19 protein-coding genes are annotated in these 15,178 nt (G+C 70.1%); 5 read left to right on the top strand and 14 right to left on the bottom strand.

All coding sequences use genetic code 11. The annotated features are described in order from the left end of the window. Positions 1-12: 12 nt before the first annotated feature. The 4 genes from J2753_RS04175 to J2753_RS04160 form a co-directional block, all read right to left on the bottom strand. Positions 13-678, bottom strand: a complete 666-nt coding sequence (locus J2753_RS04175; RefSeq protein WP_209490651.1) for a translation initiation factor IF-6 — start codon at positions 676-678, stop codon at positions 13-15. A gap of 6 nt (positions 679-684) precedes the next feature. Next, positions 685-963, bottom strand: coding sequence for a 50S ribosomal protein L31e (locus J2753_RS04170; RefSeq protein WP_209490650.1), 279 nt, complete (start codon positions 961-963; stop codon positions 685-687). Beyond that, entirely contained in the window at positions 963-1,115 is a 153-nt protein-coding gene (locus J2753_RS04165) for a 50S ribosomal protein L39e (RefSeq protein ID WP_209490649.1), read from the bottom strand. The genes J2753_RS04170 and J2753_RS04165 overlap by 1 nt, the downstream gene beginning before the upstream one ends. A 123-nt stretch (positions 1,116-1,238) precedes the next feature. Further along, positions 1,239-1,928 (bottom strand): DUF5828 family protein, encoded by a 690-nt coding sequence (locus J2753_RS04160; RefSeq protein ID WP_209490648.1) that lies wholly within the window; start codon positions 1,926-1,928, stop codon positions 1,239-1,241. A gap of 115 nt (positions 1,929-2,043) precedes the next feature. Here J2753_RS04160 and J2753_RS04155 point away from each other — a divergent pair, with 115 nt between their 5' ends. The 3 genes from J2753_RS04155 to J2753_RS04140 all read left to right on the top strand — a co-directional run bounded on the left by J2753_RS04155 (position 2,044) and on the right by J2753_RS04140 (position 4,791). Continuing rightward, the gene (locus J2753_RS04155; RefSeq protein ID WP_209490647.1) at positions 2,044-2,424 is read left to right on the top strand and encodes a helix-turn-helix domain-containing protein; all 381 of its coding nucleotides are present in this window, start codon (positions 2,044-2,046) and stop codon (positions 2,422-2,424) included. A 43-nt stretch (positions 2,425-2,467) separates the two neighbouring features. Further along, on the top strand, positions 2,468-3,913 hold the full coding sequence (gene thrC, locus J2753_RS04145) for a threonine synthase (protein WP_245334421.1): 1,446 nt from the start codon (positions 2,468-2,470) through the stop codon (positions 3,911-3,913). 233 nt (positions 3,914-4,146) lie between these two features. Next, positions 4,147-4,791, top strand: coding sequence for a DUF7095 family protein (locus J2753_RS04140; RefSeq protein ID WP_209490646.1), 645 nt, complete (start codon positions 4,147-4,149; stop codon positions 4,789-4,791). A 43-nt stretch (positions 4,792-4,834) separates the two neighbouring features. On the opposite strand, the gene ftsZ is transcribed toward J2753_RS04140, so the two are convergent. The 3 genes from ftsZ to J2753_RS04125 all read right to left on the bottom strand — a co-directional run bounded on the left by ftsZ (position 4,835) and on the right by J2753_RS04125 (position 6,861). Then, positions 4,835-6,016, bottom strand: coding sequence for a cell division protein FtsZ (gene ftsZ, locus J2753_RS04135; protein ID WP_209490645.1), 1,182 nt, complete (start codon positions 6,014-6,016; stop codon positions 4,835-4,837). Between the two features lie 3 nt (positions 6,017-6,019). After that, positions 6,020-6,199, bottom strand: coding sequence for a ribbon-helix-helix domain-containing protein (locus tag J2753_RS04130; protein WP_209490644.1), 180 nt, complete (start codon positions 6,197-6,199; stop codon positions 6,020-6,022). Between the two features lie 191 nt (positions 6,200-6,390). Continuing rightward, a complete protein-coding gene (locus J2753_RS04125; protein ID WP_209490643.1) occupies positions 6,391-6,861 on the bottom strand; it encodes a double zinc ribbon domain-containing protein in 471 nt (156 codons plus the stop codon). A gap of 168 nt (positions 6,862-7,029) precedes the next feature. On the opposite strand from J2753_RS04125, the gene J2753_RS04120 reads away from it, so the two are divergent. Continuing rightward, on the top strand, positions 7,030-7,641 hold the full coding sequence (locus J2753_RS04120; RefSeq protein ID WP_209490642.1) for a translation initiation factor IF-2 subunit beta: 612 nt from the start codon (positions 7,030-7,032) through the stop codon (positions 7,639-7,641). A gap of 74 nt (positions 7,642-7,715) precedes the next feature. Continuing rightward, a complete protein-coding gene (locus J2753_RS04115; protein ID WP_209490641.1) occupies positions 7,716-8,081 on the top strand; it encodes a DUF5789 family protein in 366 nt (121 codons plus the stop codon). Between the two features lie 24 nt (positions 8,082-8,105). On the opposite strand, the gene J2753_RS04110 is transcribed toward J2753_RS04115, so the two are convergent. From J2753_RS04110 to J2753_RS04080, 7 genes are read right to left on the bottom strand one after another with little or no spacing between them, the layout of a single operon-like run. Then, positions 8,106-8,621, bottom strand: a complete 516-nt coding sequence (locus J2753_RS04110; RefSeq protein WP_209490640.1) for a DUF7261 family protein — start codon at positions 8,619-8,621, stop codon at positions 8,106-8,108. Beyond that, a complete protein-coding gene (locus tag J2753_RS04105; protein ID WP_209490639.1) occupies positions 8,618-9,031 on the bottom strand; it encodes a DUF7262 family protein in 414 nt (137 codons plus the stop codon). The genes J2753_RS04110 and J2753_RS04105 overlap by 4 nt, the downstream gene beginning before the upstream one ends. Further along, positions 9,024-9,683: a DUF7263 family protein gene (locus tag J2753_RS04100; RefSeq protein WP_209490638.1), complete on the bottom strand. Its 660-nt coding sequence runs from the start codon at positions 9,681-9,683 to the stop codon at positions 9,024-9,026. The genes J2753_RS04105 and J2753_RS04100 overlap by 8 nt, the downstream gene beginning before the upstream one ends. Continuing rightward, positions 9,680-10,168, bottom strand: coding sequence for a DUF7266 family protein (locus J2753_RS04095; RefSeq protein WP_209490637.1), 489 nt, complete (start codon positions 10,166-10,168; stop codon positions 9,680-9,682). The genes J2753_RS04100 and J2753_RS04095 overlap by 4 nt, the downstream gene beginning before the upstream one ends. Beyond that, positions 10,165-10,968: a DUF7289 family protein gene (locus tag J2753_RS04090; protein WP_209490636.1), complete on the bottom strand. Its 804-nt coding sequence runs from the start codon at positions 10,966-10,968 to the stop codon at positions 10,165-10,167. The genes J2753_RS04095 and J2753_RS04090 overlap by 4 nt, the downstream gene beginning before the upstream one ends. Further along, positions 10,965-12,875, bottom strand: a complete 1,911-nt coding sequence (locus J2753_RS04085; RefSeq protein ID WP_209490635.1) for a type II secretion system F family protein — start codon at positions 12,873-12,875, stop codon at positions 10,965-10,967. Before J2753_RS04085 ends, J2753_RS04090 begins: the two co-directional genes overlap by 4 nt. Beyond that, complete coding sequence (locus tag J2753_RS04080; RefSeq protein ID WP_209490634.1) at positions 12,872-15,112, bottom strand: type II/IV secretion system ATPase subunit; 2,241 nt, start codon at positions 15,110-15,112, stop codon at positions 12,872-12,874. The genes J2753_RS04085 and J2753_RS04080 overlap by 4 nt, the downstream gene beginning before the upstream one ends. Positions 15,113-15,178 lie beyond the last annotated feature (66 nt).

Genomic DNA, 15,178 nt, shown 5'->3' with positions numbered 1-15,178 from the left:
ACGCGCCGTGGCTTACTCCAGGTAGCCCAGCGTGTCCTCGATACGCCCCAGCTCCGGCCCGGTGGTGTCGCGCCCGACGACGTAGCCGTCGTCGTTGGCGACGAGCCCCGAGCCGACGAGGGGGGCGCCGTAGTTGATCGTCCCCACGTCGGCGTACACGTCGAGCAGTTCCTCGACGGCTTCCAGTTCGGCCTCCCGGGAGCCGGGCTGGCAGAGCACGCCATCGTTGGTCGCCACCGCGGCGGTGCCGACCGTGTCGACGTCCCCCAGCGAGCCGCGCTCGACGGGAACCGACAGCGCCTGCTCGACCACGTCGACCTGTTCGTCGGTCAGGTCCGGGTGGACGTAGGCGCCGTAGTCGTTTGCCAGCACGACGTTGCCGGCGGCGTTGATCCTCCCCGGCAGCCCGTAGACGGACTGGTCGGTCGCGGACTCGATCCGGTCTCGCTCGCGCTCGGTGACTCGACCGGAGACCAGCAGGCCGTTCTCGTTGCCGACCGCCAGCGCGCCGACGGTGTTGGAGCCGGCGACGGTGGTCGGCAGGGCGTCGACCGACAGCTCGTCGGCCATCCCCTCGATCACGTCCTCCTCGGCGTCGGGACGGATCAGCAGACAGTCGTCAGTCGCTCGCGCGAACACCCCGACGTACGAGGAGCCGGCGAAAGCCGCGCGGAACACGGCGTGTTACTCCGCCGGCTCGGCCTCGACGACCGTCTCGCCGTCCTCGTCGAACCGTGCGGCTCGAACGCGAACGGAGCTCGGGGGCTTGCTGCGCCCGCGCTCCCAGACAGTCTCGTTGACCGCCGGGTCCAGACGGACCTCGTCCTCCTCGACGGAGAACGCGTTCGCGAGGTGCTCGCGGACGATGGCGAGTGCGGCGTCGGCGCGCTCCTGCTTCGGTGCGTTCTTCGCGTCGCGGAGCGGGATGGTGACGACCCGCTCCTCGAAGTCGCTCGCGCTCATTATTCGTCGATGTTAGAGCGCCGCCAGTTGCGCCGCTTCGGGTTGCGGGTGACTTCCATGTCGGTCTTCATCATGACCCACGCGGGCACACGCGAGTTCTGTTTCTCCTTCTTCCCGAGTCGCTTCTTCTGTGCTTTCGACTTCTTCCCCATAGTGGCCGAGAGTTCCGCCGCTCGACGTAAAACGCTGTCCATCCGTTCGAACGGCCGTCCGCAGGGGCCTCGCGGGCGCTCGGGGGCGAAGCGGTCTCAGAAATCACGGTCGCCGTCGCAGCCTCAGTTCGTCGTCGACTTCGACTCCCCCTCGTTGTCGGGGGAGGAGAACTCGGCGCCCTCCGCGACCTCGGCGGTCTCGACCTGTTTCTCGGTGTCGACGTGCCAGCGGTCGACCTCGTCGTCGTACGAGGCCAGTCGGTCGCTGACCTCCCCTTTGAGTTCGTCGTCGTTGATGTTCACCTCGAAGACGAACTCCGACTCGTCGCCCCGGGAGCTCTGCTGGACGTTCGCGCTGACGAGTTCGTTGTCGAAGTAGTACGGCGCGAGTTGGGTCATCACCTTCCGGTAGACGGTGTCCTCGACGGTCCGGATCGCCTTCCGGCCCGCCGAGTCCGCCGCGCGGGTGGCGTAGTTGATGGAGTCCTGCCAGCGCTCGATGGCGCCGTCGTTGTCCCCCTCCTCGACTTTCTCGTAGGACTCGCTCAGCTTCTCGCCGGCGGACTTGATGTCGTCCTCGGGATCCTTCCCCTCGCGCTCGCCGGGGCCCTCCTGGATGCTCGCCTGCGCCGCGGTCTTCTCTTCGACGTCCTCGTCGAGGGTCTCGTGGGCTTTGGGACGCCACTCGTCCCACTCCTCGAACGCCTCGTCCTCGACGCCGGCGTCGCGCAGCGCGCGGCTGATGCGCTCGCCGTGTTCGACGATGTCGCCCCACGACCCGCGCTGCTTGAAGCCGGCGATGCTCTCTTCCATCTCGCCGGAACGAATGGTGTGACGATACATAAGTCCCCGCAGTCCGTGTTCTCAGGGTACACAGGGCGATGCCGCGGGCACCCGGCTTTTAGCGCTCGGCCACCCAGAGGGAGGTATGAGCCACACCGCCGACCGGCCAGCGATATCCGACCTGCTCGAGACCGAGCACCCGGACTTCCGGCAGGTGCTATCCTGTGTGTTCGGCGTACAGGACCACGAGAGCCGCACGTATCTCGCACTGCTGGACCGCCCGGACAGCACCGTCGCCGAACTCGCCGAGGCCCTCGACCGTGACCGCAGCAACGTGAACCGCTCGCTGACCACGCTACTCGATAAAGGCCTCGTCGAGCGGCGTCGACGCCTGCTCGACCCCGGCGGCTACGTCTACGAGTACACCGCCGTCCCGCTTCCCGAGGCCAAGGAGATGCTCCACGAGGCGCTCGATGAGTGGGTCGACACGGTCCACGGCCGCATCGACGCGTTCGGCACCGAGTGACGGCCCGGCCCACTTTTCTGCCCCGCGCTCCCAGCCACGGTCGATGACTGACGGGCTCTCGCTCGACGCCCCCGCGCCCACCCGGCCCGAGGGGATCGACAACGACTGCTGGCTGGCCTGTATCGACTGTGGCGCCACCTACGCGCCGTTCGCCGCGGTGCGGTACGACTGCGACGACTGCGGTGGCCTGCTGGAGGTCCGCTACGCCGACCTGCCGGACTGGGACGAGTTCTCCGGCCGCGGCGTCTGGCGCTACGCCGCCGCGCTCCCCTTCGAGACGGGCCGAACCGGCCCGCTGGACACGGACGAGTCCTCCGGCGACGGCGGCCGACAGCGCGCCGCCGACCCCTGCGGCGACGGCGGCCGACAGCGCGCCGCCGACCCATGCGGCGACGGCGGCCGACAGCGCGCCGCCGACCCCTGCGGCGACGGCGGCCGACAGCGCGCCGCCGACCCCTCCGGCGTCAGCCTCCCCGAGGGCGACACCCCGCTCTACGAAGTCCCGCGAATCGAGGACGAACTCGGCCTCGACCGCCTGCGCGTGAAACACGAGGGGATGAACCCCACCGGGAGCTTCAAGGACCGCGGCATGACCGTCGGCGTCGGCGCCGCCGCCGCGGTCGGGGTCGACCGACTCGCCTGCGCGTCGACGGGCAACACCTCCGCCGCGCTCGCCGCGTACGGCGCCCGCGCGGGTCTCGAGACGCTCGTGCTCCTCCCTGCGGGGAAGGTCGCCGCCGGCAAGGTCGCACAGGCCGCGCTCCACGACGCCCGGATTCTCGAAGTCGACGGCAACTTCGACGACTGTCTCGATATCGTGCAGGACCTCGCGGACCGCGGAAAGGCGTACCTCCTGAACTCGCTCAACCCGTTCCGTCTGGAGGGCCAGAAGACCATCGGCCTCGAAATCCTCGAACAGTTCCGCGACAAGGAGGGGGGCTTCCCGGACCGCATCGTGCTCCCGGTCGGGAACGCGGGAAACACCTCGGCGCTGTACAAGTGTTTCCGCGAACTCGTGCAGGCCGGCGCGCTCGACCGCGACGAGGTCCCGAAACTCACCGGTGTCCAAGCGGCGGGCGCCGCGCCGTTCGTCGAGGCCATCGAGTCCGGCGCCGAGTCCGTCCAGCGCTGGGACTCCGTCGAGACGGTCGCGACCGCGATCCGGATCGGCGAACCCGTGAACGCGCCCAAATCGCTCCCCGGCGTGCGCGAGACCGGCGGCACCGCCGTCGCCGTCGAGGACGAGGCGATCACGCAGGCCCAGCGCAACCTCGCTCGCGAGGGGATCGGCGTCGAACCCGCCTCCGCCGCTTCCATCGCCGGCCTGCGGGAACTCCGCGAGCGCGACGAGATCGACGCCGACGAACGCGTCGTCTGTCTCACGACCGGCCACCTGCTCAAGGACCCCGAGGCCGCCGCGGCCGCGGGCGGGAAGCCGGAGTCGGTCGCCGCCGACGTTGGAGCGGTGCTGGATCTCGTGGGCGAGTAACGGCTCCCGAGGAGGCACCTTCGTCGGCGCCGGCCGACCGTCGCCGGCGACACCTGCGTCGGCGCCGGCCGACCGTCGCCGGCGACACCTGCGTCGACGACGGCCGTCCATCGCCGTCGACACCTTCGTCGACGACGGCTGTCCATCGCCGGTGCCACCTTCGTCGACGACGGCCGTCCATCGCCGTCGACACCTGCGACACCCTCTTGCTCCCAGCCCCGCTCCGCTCACCCATGGAGCGTGCCGCCGCGCTGGACCGCGTCGAAGCCCTGCTCGACACCATCGAGACCGAACCCATGCCCGTCCCCGTCCGGGAGGTCTGGCTCTACGGCGACGCCGCGCTCGGCCTCGACCCGGTCGAGCGCCTCGACATCTACCTCACCAAGGACATCCTCCTCGAGAGCGACGACGAGGCCGCCGAGCGCTTCGAGCGCGAGTACGGCGTGAAAGGCGTGGGCAGCACCGTCCGCGCCGAGTGGGCCGAGCAGTTTCCCGACTCCCTCCGGGCTAGCGAGAACGGCTACGCTGCCCCCGAGAAATGTCTCGGCGCCCACCTCACCGACACCGACGAACCGATCCACCTCGAAGTCTGTAACGCCTCCTTCGGCGACAACGTCACCCAGCGACTCCGGGGTGCGCTGGACCGTGAGGCCTACGAACAGGTGCTCGACCCGCGTGGGGCCTGTCTCTGGGAGGACGGCGAGCGCGATGCCGAGACGCTCGAGAAACTCCGGGCCGGCGACCTCGCCTTCCCGACGCTGTCGGAGGCGCTGGGGATGCTCGGCGCTGACGAGGCGGACGCGCGGGTCGCTGCGGAAGCGGTGAACGAACGCCGTGCCGAACAGACCGGCGTGACGGTTCGCGGCGACGTCGTATAGCCACGGCTCGCGGTCGAAAAAGAACGGAAGAAACGGGGACGACTTAGCGGATGACGTCGAGGTCGTTGTCGCTGTCGTCGTACTGGCTCCCACCGTCGCGGGCGGGCGACCCCGTCTTCGCGTTGCTCTTCGCGTCGAAGTCCGTCTCGTCGAAGTCCTGGCCGAGCGCCTCCTTGGAGGCGTTGGCCTGCTTCTGGGTGCTCGGGCCGAGCACCTGCGCGGACTGGACGCCGGTCATGATGGCCATGACCCGCACCTTCCCCTTGTAGTTCTCCTGGATCCGCGCGCCCCAGATCACGTTCGCCGAGGCCTCGAGGCGCTCGGTGATGCTGTCGGCGATACCCTCGGCCTCTTTCAACGTGAGGTCGGGGCCGCCGGTGATGTGGACCAGGCCGCCGCTGGCGCCGCGGTAGTCGACGTCGAGCAGCGGGTGGTTCATCGCGTCGTTGACCACCTCGTCGGTCTTGTTCGAGTCCTGGGTCTCGCCGACGAGCATCACCGCGACGCCGCCCTGATTCATGATCGTGGACATGTCCGCGTAGTCCAGGTTGATCAGGGACGGCTGGGTGATCGTCTCCGAGATCCCCTTCACCGTCTCCGCGATGATCTGGTCCATCACGGAGAACGCCTTCCCGATCGGGAGGTTCGGGACGTAGTCCAGCAGGCGGTTGTTGTCGAGTACGATGATCGAGTCGGCCTCGTTGCGGAGCTTCTCCAGCCCCTCTTCGGCTTTCACCGTGCGGGCACGCTCGACGTTGAACGGCGTCGAGACCATGCCGACGACGATGGCACCCTGCTCCTTGGCGATGCTGGAGACGACGGGTGCGGCACCGGTGCCCGTCCCGCCGCCCATCCCGGCGGTGACGAACACGAGGTCCGCGTCGCCCAGCACTTCCTTGATCGTCCCCTGGGCCATCTCGGTCGCGCGCTCGCCCATCTCGGGGTCGCCACCCGCACCGAGCCCCTGGGTCAGGGATTTGCCGACGAGGATCTTCGTGTCGGCCTCGATCATCTTGAGGTGCTGCTTGTCCGTGTTGATCGCGACGGTCTCCGCGCCGTCGACGCCGATGTTGTACAGTCGATTGATGGTGTTGTTCCCGGCACCACCCGCCCCGACGATGACGATCCGGGGATCCCCGAACTCGTCGTCGTCAGTGTCGACGTCCTGCATCGATCGCTGCTCGGCCTCCGCGTTGTCTAATGCGTCTTGAACGATGTCCTGCATGTATTACACCTTGGCCCAGCTGCGGTCACGACGCCCCGTGCCGTCGGTCGCGTCGCTCTCGTCGATCATTTCGCGGACAGCCGAGCGGATCGCCTCGCTCCGGTTCGGGAACTCCCCGGTCTCGACCATCTGTTCGACCTCTTCGACCTGCTGTCGTGGTATTCGCAGTGTGACACGCTCCATGGTTGGTTTCCCCCGGTAAGACGAACCGGCGCGAGCCGTCGCCCACAGCTCCGACCGGTCGGGGTCCCCGCCCCGTCCGGCTCTGTAAGACGACCGTCTTACGCACGCAGACCAACGTAGCTATCCATTAAAAAATTACCGGCGCCCCCGACCCGGTGTAAGACGTTTTGCCGGGGAGTGTCTAACAGCGGCTACGCACGGTCGAACACCTCGGAGGTGGGGCTCCGTCGCCCACAACCCGGGCAGAACGCCCAGTCCGGCCGGATTTCCTCGCCACACTCACAGTGGGGGGGTTGCCGGTGTTCCTCCCCGCAGTTGGGGCAGAAGGAATGATCGGCGCTCACGTCCGCTCCGCACTGTTTACACGTGCTCTCCTCGTCGGCGTCGGCAGCCGTGTCGGCGACCGCGTCGGCGGCGTCGGCGACGCCGTCGAAGTTGATGTTGACGGTGAGGCCGGAGCGGGCATCCTCGCCGCCCTCGACGCTCACTTCGGCGCCCTGCGCGCCGCCGTCGGCTGCCGCCACCTCCCGCTCCTGGTCGACCGACGGGTGTCGGTCGAGGAACTCCCGAAGCGCCTCGCGCATCACCTCGCTCTTCGAGGCGTCGAGACCGTCCAAGCGCTCGACGAGCGCGTCGTCGGCGCGGAAGGTGATCTTGCTCACACGGGACTGTAGGGCGGGACCTATAAGTAATTTCCCCAGAACGCCCTCAGAACGGCCCCAGAACGGCCCAGCACCGCCCCTTCGGGCGTTTACGTCGCGCCCGCGTACGCGGAGAAATAACGGCGCCTCCTCGGAAGCCCTAAACCCCCTGCACCGGTTACTGGACGTATGGAGTACGAGACGAAACTCGATCGGGCGCTGGAGCTCGTGCCCGAACTCGGCGGGAGCGACGAGCGTCTCAGCGTCCCCGACCCGACGGTACAGAAAGACGGGGCGTTCACCCGACTCACCAACCTCAAGGAGATCGCCGACGCGCTCTCCCGGGAGGAGGAGCACCTCCACCGGGAGATCCAGAGCGAACTCGGGACTGCCGGCCAGCTCGGCGAGGGCCGTTCGCGTTACAACGGCAGTTTCTCCCAGCGCGACCTGCAGGGCGCCATCGACAGCTACATCGAGGAGTTCGTGCGCTGTTCGGAGTGTGGCCTGCCCGACACCCGGCTGGTCAACGAGGACGGCACGATGATGCTGCGCTGTGAGGCCTGTGGGGCGTTCCGCCCGGTCACCAAGCAGTCCACCTCCACCAGCCAGCAGCCCACCACGGAGATCGAGGAGGGCGAGACCTACGAAGTCGAGATCACCGACACCGGCCGGAAGGGCGACGGCGTCGCCAAGCGCGGCGACTACACCATGTTCGTCACCGGCGCCGAGGAGGGCGAGACCGTCCGCGCCCGCGTCAACAACGTCTCGGGCAACCTCGTGTTCGCCCGGAAAGTGAACTAAGCCGCCACCGCTCAGCACCGCTCCCGTTCTCGCCGGCCGCCACTCCCTTGACGGTCGGCCCCGAAGCGTTCTGTATGGCCGAGGATATCCCCCCTGACGAGCAGGCAGAGCGCCGCCAGCGCGACCGCCAGCAGCGACAGGACGAGATCATCCAGGAGTTCGAGGAGACCGTCGAGGACGTGAAGTTCCCGGTCCACTCCGCCGAGATCGCCGCGGAGTACCACGACGCCCCCAACGAGGTCGTCGGCGAGGAGGAGTCACTCGGGAGCGTGCTCGACCGTCTCGACGACGAGTACGACGACCCTCAGACCGCCCGCGAGGCGATCCTCGAGGAACTCGGCGAGGGCAAGCACGCGAAGCCCGCCGAGACCGAACGCAAGGAGATCGCAGAGACCAAGCAAGAGACGACGGGTGTGGTCGACGAGATCGACGACGAGTAGCCGCCCCGCCACCGACCGCCGTTTTTACGCCCGAACGACCACTGTCAGCGCCGTCTCCCCGCGGTCGTCGACGACCCGCACGTCGTAGGCGACCGCGAGCAGGTGGGTCTCGTCGGCGCGCTCCTGCACCACGATGCCGCCAATCGCCTCGCAGTCCCCGAACATTCGACCCGGGCCGCGCGGGCAGTTCGACGCCGGCCACGCCGCGGCGGCGCTCTCGTTGCGCTCGATCCGGGCGGCGACGCCGCGCTCGACCTGTGCGGCCTCGATTTCTCGCTCTCGCGGCGCCAGTGCGGCGTCGACCTGTCGCGCCGCGCCCTCCCGGCCCGCCCACGGGTGGCCGGTCGTCTCGCCGCCGGCGTCGTACACCGCGCGCTCCAGCAGCCGGATCGTCTCGCTGCCGGGGCGTTCGGCTTCGCTCGTCGCCGCCACGTCCGCGTTGTACCCCAGTTGGAGATAGGCGAACCCAAGCGGCACGAGCGCCAGCGCCAGCATCGCCGCCGCGACGAGCACCATCTGCCCCCGGTCGGTCCGAGTCATGCGTACCACACCCAGATGGTCACTCGGCCGCCGACGGTCGGCACCGTCGCCCGCCCCGTCGGCGCGTCTGTCGGCCGCGGGAAGCCGACGGCGCCGTGTGGCGTCACCACTCGGTACATCAGGTTCCCCGGCAGGATGCGTTCGACGCGGTGGGCCAGCGCCGCCCGCTCGCGCTCGAACGCACTCCCCGAGCGAGTCACCTCCGAGAGCCGGGTCAGCCCCTCGTGACGCGGCGGCTCACGGGAGAGCACCGTCCCGGCGTCCTCGGCGTAGGCGTCCAACTGCGCCTCGTCGGCGCCGACAGCCGGCAGGCCAAGCGCGAACGTCGCCGTCGCCGCGAACAGCAACAGCACGCCGATACCGGCCTCGACCAGCGTGAGCGATAGCTGCCCACGATCCCCTTCAGCCATCGACGGTCACCCGAAGCGTCGCCTTCTCGGTCCGCAGCGGCGTCGACTCGACGACCACGCGCGCCGTCCCGCCAGCGAACGAGAGCGTCGTGGTCTCGTAGCGCGAGGGTTCGACCACGAACTGCCCCGTTAGTCCGCCGGGGTCGTGGAGTACGACCCGGTCGTTGGCCCGAACCGTCTCGATGCCCGACTCGGAGCCGAACGTCAACTTCACGCGGTCAGTCCGGCGCGGCAGCGTGAGTTGGTCCCCGTCGCCGACGGCTTCGGAGCGCGAGCGGGTCGTCCGCTCGGCGACCAGCACTACTCGTTCGACGGTGGCGCCGCCGGTCGGGTCGCCGCGTCGAAGCAGCGTCTCGCCGCCGAGTCGGACCCGCACCGAGCGGTTCGCGACTGGTGGCGCGAGCGAATCGAGGTCGGCCGCGGAGAGCCCGGTGACCGCCGACTGGTCGAGCACGTTCTGTCGGACGGCCGTTGCCTCGGCGCTCACCAGCCGTTCCGCGGCGGCGCCGGCCGCCCGACGCTCGCCCGGCTCCCGGTCGGCGCTCGCCAGCGCGCCATCGGCGACGACGAGGCCGAGCGCCGTCGCCGACACCAGCGCCGTCAGCGCGACGGCCAGCGAGAGCAGGTTCGCCTGCGCGCGGGCGGCCGTCATCGTCCCCCTCCGAGTTCGTTCCGGCTGGTGAGTTCGACCCGAAGCCCATCGTCGTCGCCCGTCACCAGCACAACCGCGTCGTCGCTGCTTCGCCACTCGCCCTCCACTGTCGCGACGCGATCCGGCAGCGCGAGGGCGGTCTCGGCGCCGATGGCTGGCGACGGGTGGTCGAGGACGAGCGTCCGGTCCTCGACCCGGAGCCGGTAGTTCTCGCCCCGGATCGACCGCGGGAGGTCGACGGCGTGGGCGCTCCGGACCTGCGTCGCGCTCGGTGGAACGGCGTTCTCGACGCGCTCAACCGCGGCGACGACGGCACGGTCGCCCACTTCGCCGCCGACGGCGTCGCGGTAGTCGGGGACGGCGCCGCCGTAGAGCGCGGTCGTGAGCGCGCCGAGGAACAGCACGACGAGGCCGACCTCCAGCGCCTTCCCCACGGCGGGGGTGAGCGCCCGGTCATCATCCCGGAGGCCGGGTGCTCGGCTCACGTTTCCACCTCCAGTCGCGCGTCGTGAACGACCAGATAGCCCGTCCGTTCGCCGGGGAACGCGGCCACGACGCTCGCGTGGTCGTCGCCGGCGAACGTCCGGCGGCTGACGCTCGCGTTCTCGTCGACGAAGTACGCTTCCCACGCGCCGGGCGTCGCCGTCTCGACGGCGAGTCGGTACTCGCCATCGCCGAGTTCGCGTCGCTCGTGGCTGGTGTCGGTCCGCAGCGTCGCAGTCACGCTCTGCCCCCCGACGGAGGCCGTGCCGCTGGCGTTCAGCACGGGGAGACCGACCAGCAGCAGGCCATCGCCGGTCGCGATGGGTGGCGTCTCGCTCAGCAGCGAGGCGTTCCCGGCGCCGCGGGCGACGCCGCCGGCGAGGTAGGTCACCCGCCGGTCGTCGGCCTCGAACACCAGCGCGTCGGCGCGGTGGCTGGCGACGACGCCCTCGTCGTCGAGTAGGCGGACGGTCCGCGGTTCGACAGTGAGGCGCCCGTCGCCGAACGCGAGTTCGTGGCGCTCGACGCCCGTCGCCTCCGATGGTTCGATTGCCGCCAGCGAGTCTGCGACACGGTCGGCGTCGGCGGCCGCGGCGTTCCCCTCGACGACGGTGCCGACGCCCGCGGTGAGTGCGCCCATCGAGATGGTCGTGATGGCGAGGAGGAGCGCGACGCCGACGACGTGCGACTGCGCGCGACGGCAGGTGGTGCTGTCGCCGTCGCGGTGCGATTGCGCGCGACGGCAGGTGGTGCTGTCGCCGTCGCGGTGCGATTGCGCGCGACGGCAGGTGGTCTCGCTCACGCCAGGCCCACCCCCGCGAACACCGCGGCGGCCAGCGCACCCAGCAGGCTGGAGTGCAGCAGCGCATCGTAGGGGCCGCGGCTGGCCATTCCGGCGAACCAGCCCGCGGCGATAGCGGTGGCAACGGCGACGACGGCGAAACGGAACCGCTCGCGGGCCGGCTGAATCGCGTCCGGGGCGAGTGCGAACCCCGCGGAGCCGGGCATCGCCGATAGCTGGCTGAACCCGTCGAGGACGTACACGTCGACGGCGACGACGATGGCGACTACAAGCAGCGCGGTCACCCACCCCACCGCGACGTACACCGCCAGATCGCTGCGCAGCGCCTGCTTCTCGTGGTAGAGCTGCCCGACCTCGGTCTGGAGCGTCTCGAACACCGCCTCGGTGTCGCTGCCGGCGTCGAGTGCGCCCGTCACGAGCCCCATCGTCTGGGCCGCCAGCGGCGTCCCGACGCGGTCGACGAAGCGATCCAGCGCCGCCGTCCGGCGGTCGGTCCCGCCCGGGCTGTCGGATAAGGAAAGATCGAACGCCAGCGACGCCACGTCGGGCCCGAGCGGCCCCAGATCCACGTCCTCGGCAACCAACTCGACGGCCTCGCCGAACGGCTTCCCCAGCCCCACGTGGCCCGAGACAGCGTGGACGAACTCCTGAATCTCCCGATCTTTCGCGTCGTCGATGCGCGCCCGGCGGATCGCGACAGCGCCGACGGGGACACCCCATGTGACGTACCCCGCGAGCAGCGATGCTAGCGGGTGGAGCCCCGAAACGTGGCCCACAGTGGTTCCCAAAACCGCCAGCGGCGCCAGCACGACGGCGGCGCTCGCGGGGTTGGTGAGAGCGCTCCGGAGCGTTCCCAGCACACTGTCTGGGCAGTTATAGGTCACCTGCCGCTCGGTCGGGCGCAGGCGGCCGACCGTCGACGCCGCGCCGGCGCCGACGAGAAGCACGAACCCAGCGGCACCGTAGATCAGCGCCGCCCGCGGGGTGATCGATCCCAACGGCGTCGCGGTAGGCGTCGAGAGCCCCGGCGCGAGCACGCTCATCACGGTGAGCACCACCACCAGCAGCGCCGGCATCACTAGCAGCACCACGAACAGTTCCGCGATCAGTTCGAGAAACCCCTCGTTACGACGCTGAGCCTGTGAGCGCTGGTGGCCGAGCATCCGCGCCTCGAGGCCGAGGTAGTTCGCCAGCGCGTCACCGCCCTGCTGGCCGTGCTCGCGGAACTTCAGCAGGAACGGCGCGAGCGTGTCCCGGGAGGGCGTGTCGCGGGCGACACGCCGCAGTCCCTCGCCGAGACTCCCGGTGAGCGCGGCAGTGTTGAGTACCTTCCGCGCGGCCACGGCCGTCTCGCCGTAGGCGTCGTTCTCGGCGACTTTCCGGAGCATCTCTCGGGGCCCATCGGCGCCCGAGGAGAGTGCGTGGAGGTAGCGGACTGCGCCGGGGAGCGTGCGCTCGATGTCGGCCTGCCGGGCGTCGGCCAGCCAGCCGAGATAACGCCCACCCAGCGCGACCACGCCACGCCGCGTGGCGAACCCCACGACGCTCCCGACGGCGACGCCGACGAGGAGTCGGGGCGGGCGGGGGACGGCGGCGATGGGCGCGACCCGGGAGAGCAGGCGCGCGAGCGCGTCGTACGCGCCGGCGGGCATCGCCATCGCCAGCGTGAGCGTCGGCAGCACCGCCAGCAGCGCCGCGAGCCAGGCCAGACCGTGGAGTCGCGCGACGTACACGTCGAAGCCGACGCCGAGGTCCGTGCCGCGGTACTGCTCGCGGTGGGCGCCGTGGCGCGCGGCGTCGGCCTCGCTGGCGAACAACGTGTACAGCGTCCGGTCGAGCACCGATAGTCGGGAGCTTGGATTGCCGTCGCCCGTGGGGCGTGGGTCCGCTCCCGTTTCGGTGCTCATTGCTCCCCCTCGTCCCCGCCGTCGGCGACTGCGGTGCGCTGGAGACGCTCGACGGTCGCGGCCTCGTCGGTTCGGAGGTCCGCCAGCAGGTCGAACAGCGCGTCGAAGTCGGTGACGCCCTCGGTGTCGAGGAACTCCACGTAGCGGCGCTTGCGCCGGAACTCCCGCTCGACGCTCTCGGGCGAGCGGTCAGTCGCGGTGGCGATCCGGTGGAGCAGCCTGAACCCGCGGTCGTCCGGGCTGGCTGGGTCGGCCGGCCCGGAGAGCGAGAACGAGCCGTCGATGTCGCGGCTGAACACCTCGTTGAAGTGGATCTCGGTGTCACCTTTCTCGATGGTCTCGCCCGATCCGGGCGGGAGTCGCTCGGCCTGCTCCGGCGAGAGGAACTCCACCGCGCGGGCGACGTAGCGCTGACCGTCCGCGCGGTGCGGGAACACCACGAGGTCGATCTCCTCGAGCAGGTAGGCGGGGAGGTCCTGCTCGACGACCCGGTTCACGAGCGTGCGCACGTCCTCGGCGTGGGTGGTGCCGACGACGCCGTGGCCCGTATTCACGATCTCGGCGAACGTCTCGAAGCTCTCGGGCGTGTTGATCTCCGCGATCACCTCGACATCGGGGTTGAGGTAGTTCGATTCGGTCATCAGGTCCGCCATCGTGACCCGTTTGTACTCGCTCTCGTGGTCGCGGGTAGTGAGCGAGACGCCGGTCTCGTGGGGCAGGCGGACCTCGCGCGAGCCCTCGTCGATGGAGACCGGGCGGTCGTCGAACGGGACAAAGGGCATATGCGCGTTCATGAGCGTCGTTTTCCCCACCCCTGTCGGGCCGGAGAACAGCACGATACCGCGGTGCTCGTAGCAGAGCCACAGCAGCGCCACCAGATCCGTCGAGAGCGTCCCCGAACGCAGCAGATCCACGGGCGTCATCGCCTCAGCGGCCTGCTTGCGGATCGAGACGTGGGGCCCGCCCTCGCTGATCGTCGGGAGCGCGACCGCACAACGCACCGTTTCGGCGACGCCCGGTGGGTCGAGGTTTACCTTCGCGCTGGGGTTCGAGGCGTTGAGTTCGACGCCGTCGCCCGCCGCCAACTGCGTGACGACGTTGACGAACGAGCGCTCGGCGTCGAACGCGAGGTTTGTCGGCACGCGCCCGCCGTCGACGATATCGTCCCGCGGGACCACCTTCACGCGCTCGCCGACGCGGTTGGCCTCGATGTCCTCCAGGTTCGGGTCCCGGATCGGCACTGTCAGCGGCCCCTCGCCGACGTAGTCCCGGAGCACGTGGTAGACGAGGTCGTCCAGTCGGTCCTCCGCGTAGCGGTCGTCGATGGGCGGCAGCCCCACGCCGAGATCCGCCAGCGCAGAGCGCAGGCGGTAGCGCGTCGAGGCCAGCCACTCGCGGGTGTTCCGGCCGGCGAGTCGCCGGGAGAGGAGCTGTCTAGCCCGGTCAGCGACGAACGCGTGGCGGTCCGTGCCGCCGCCGATCACGTCCTCGGTGCTGGCCTCCCAGACGCGCTTCTTGCACTCGGCGATTAGCTGGTCGTCGCCGGGGAGCAGATCCGGTTCCAGGACCGCGTAGCGCGTCGCGAACCGGTCGCTCCCCAGCAGGCCGTCGCGGTAGACCACCACCGGAACCGGGTAGCCCGCGAACTCGACCTCGTAGCGCCGCAGGCGTTCGGCGGCCACGCGGTCGACGAACGCGCTGTCGGCGTCGAGATCCGTGATCGCGGGCGCGAAATCGGTGGTGTGGACGACCAGGCTCCCGTCCGCGGCGGCCTCGCTGTCGGCGACGCCCACGTCGTCGTCCAGCGCCAGCGGCGTCGCGTCGCCGAGCAGTCTGAGTTCCCGGAGCGCGTGGTAGTTCAGCCGTCGACGCGCGCCCGGGCCGCCGGAGAGCAGGCGGTCGAGGGTGCGCTCGTACTTGGGCGAGAACCCCGCTTCGGCGCGCTCGACGGCGCCCTGCCGCGTGATCGGCCGGCGGCGCTGGGTGTCGGCGAAGTGCTCGCGGACGCGGTCGAGATCCGCCCGTTCACTCGGCGAGAGCGGCGGTTCGCGGGCGTCGTAGGCGAACTCGGTTGTGCGGTCGTGACTGTCGCCGTCACTACCGCGCCGCGAGACGGCGGCGACGACGCCGGGTGCGCTCTCGTACTGGGCCAGCGTCTCGGGCGCGTACCACGCGTCGCCGTCCTGGGGCGGCGTTGGCGCCGGCGCGCGGTCGAACCGGGGTTTGGGGGCGGACATGGTGGGGTTAGAACCCGTTGGATCGCTATCTGGTTTAAGGGTTTTGACGGAGAACGTATCGCTGAA

This window comes from Halolamina salifodinae, from assembly GCF_017874235.1.
GTDB classification, from domain to species: Archaea; Halobacteriota; Halobacteria; order Halobacteriales; family Haloferacaceae; genus Halolamina; species Halolamina salifodinae.
The sequence above is the reverse complement of the archived record's forward strand: the minus strand, read 5'-3'. Positions and strand labels throughout refer to the sequence as shown.

What these genes read in the sequence shown, in the direction of transcription:
- J2753_RS04100 (WP_209490638.1), bottom strand. Translation starts at nt 9,683, where the DNA reads ATGACGGCCGCCCGCGCGCAGGCGAACCTGCTCTCGCTGGCCGTCGCG.
- J2753_RS04105 (WP_209490639.1), bottom strand. Translation starts at nt 9,031, where the DNA reads ATGGCTGAAGGGGATCGTGGGCAGCTATCGCTCACGCTGGTCGAGGCC.
- J2753_RS04120 (WP_209490642.1), top strand. Translation starts at nt 7,030, where the DNA reads ATGGAGTACGAGACGAAACTCGATCGGGCGCTGGAGCTCGTGCCCGAA.
- J2753_RS04080 (WP_209490634.1), bottom strand. Translation starts at nt 15,112, where the DNA reads ATGTCCGCCCCCAAACCCCGGTTCGACCGCGCGCCGGCGCCAACGCCG.
- J2753_RS04140 (WP_209490646.1), top strand. Translation starts at nt 4,147, where the DNA reads ATGGAGCGTGCCGCCGCGCTGGACCGCGTCGAAGCCCTGCTCGACACC.
- J2753_RS04110 (WP_209490640.1), bottom strand. Translation starts at nt 8,621, where the DNA reads ATGACTCGGACCGACCGGGGGCAGATGGTGCTCGTCGCGGCGGCGATG.
- J2753_RS04085 (WP_209490635.1), bottom strand. Translation starts at nt 12,875, where the DNA reads ATGAGCACCGAAACGGGAGCGGACCCACGCCCCACGGGCGACGGCAAT.
- J2753_RS04170 (WP_209490650.1), bottom strand. Translation starts at nt 963, where the DNA reads ATGAGCGCGAGCGACTTCGAGGAGCGGGTCGTCACCATCCCGCTCCGC.
- J2753_RS04160 (WP_209490648.1), bottom strand. Translation starts at nt 1,928, where the DNA reads ATGGAAGAGAGCATCGCCGGCTTCAAGCAGCGCGGGTCGTGGGGCGAC.
- thrC (WP_245334421.1), top strand. Translation starts at nt 2,468, where the DNA reads ATGACTGACGGGCTCTCGCTCGACGCCCCCGCGCCCACCCGGCCCGAG.
- J2753_RS04115 (WP_209490641.1), top strand. Translation starts at nt 7,716, where the DNA reads ATGGCCGAGGATATCCCCCCTGACGAGCAGGCAGAGCGCCGCCAGCGC.
- ftsZ (WP_209490645.1), bottom strand. Translation starts at nt 6,016, where the DNA reads ATGCAGGACATCGTTCAAGACGCATTAGACAACGCGGAGGCCGAGCAG.
- J2753_RS04155 (WP_209490647.1), top strand. Translation starts at nt 2,044, where the DNA reads ATGAGCCACACCGCCGACCGGCCAGCGATATCCGACCTGCTCGAGACC.
- J2753_RS04130 (WP_209490644.1), bottom strand. Translation starts at nt 6,199, where the DNA reads ATGGAGCGTGTCACACTGCGAATACCACGACAGCAGGTCGAAGAGGTC.
- J2753_RS04165 (WP_209490649.1), bottom strand. Translation starts at nt 1,115, where the DNA reads ATGGGGAAGAAGTCGAAAGCACAGAAGAAGCGACTCGGGAAGAAGGAG.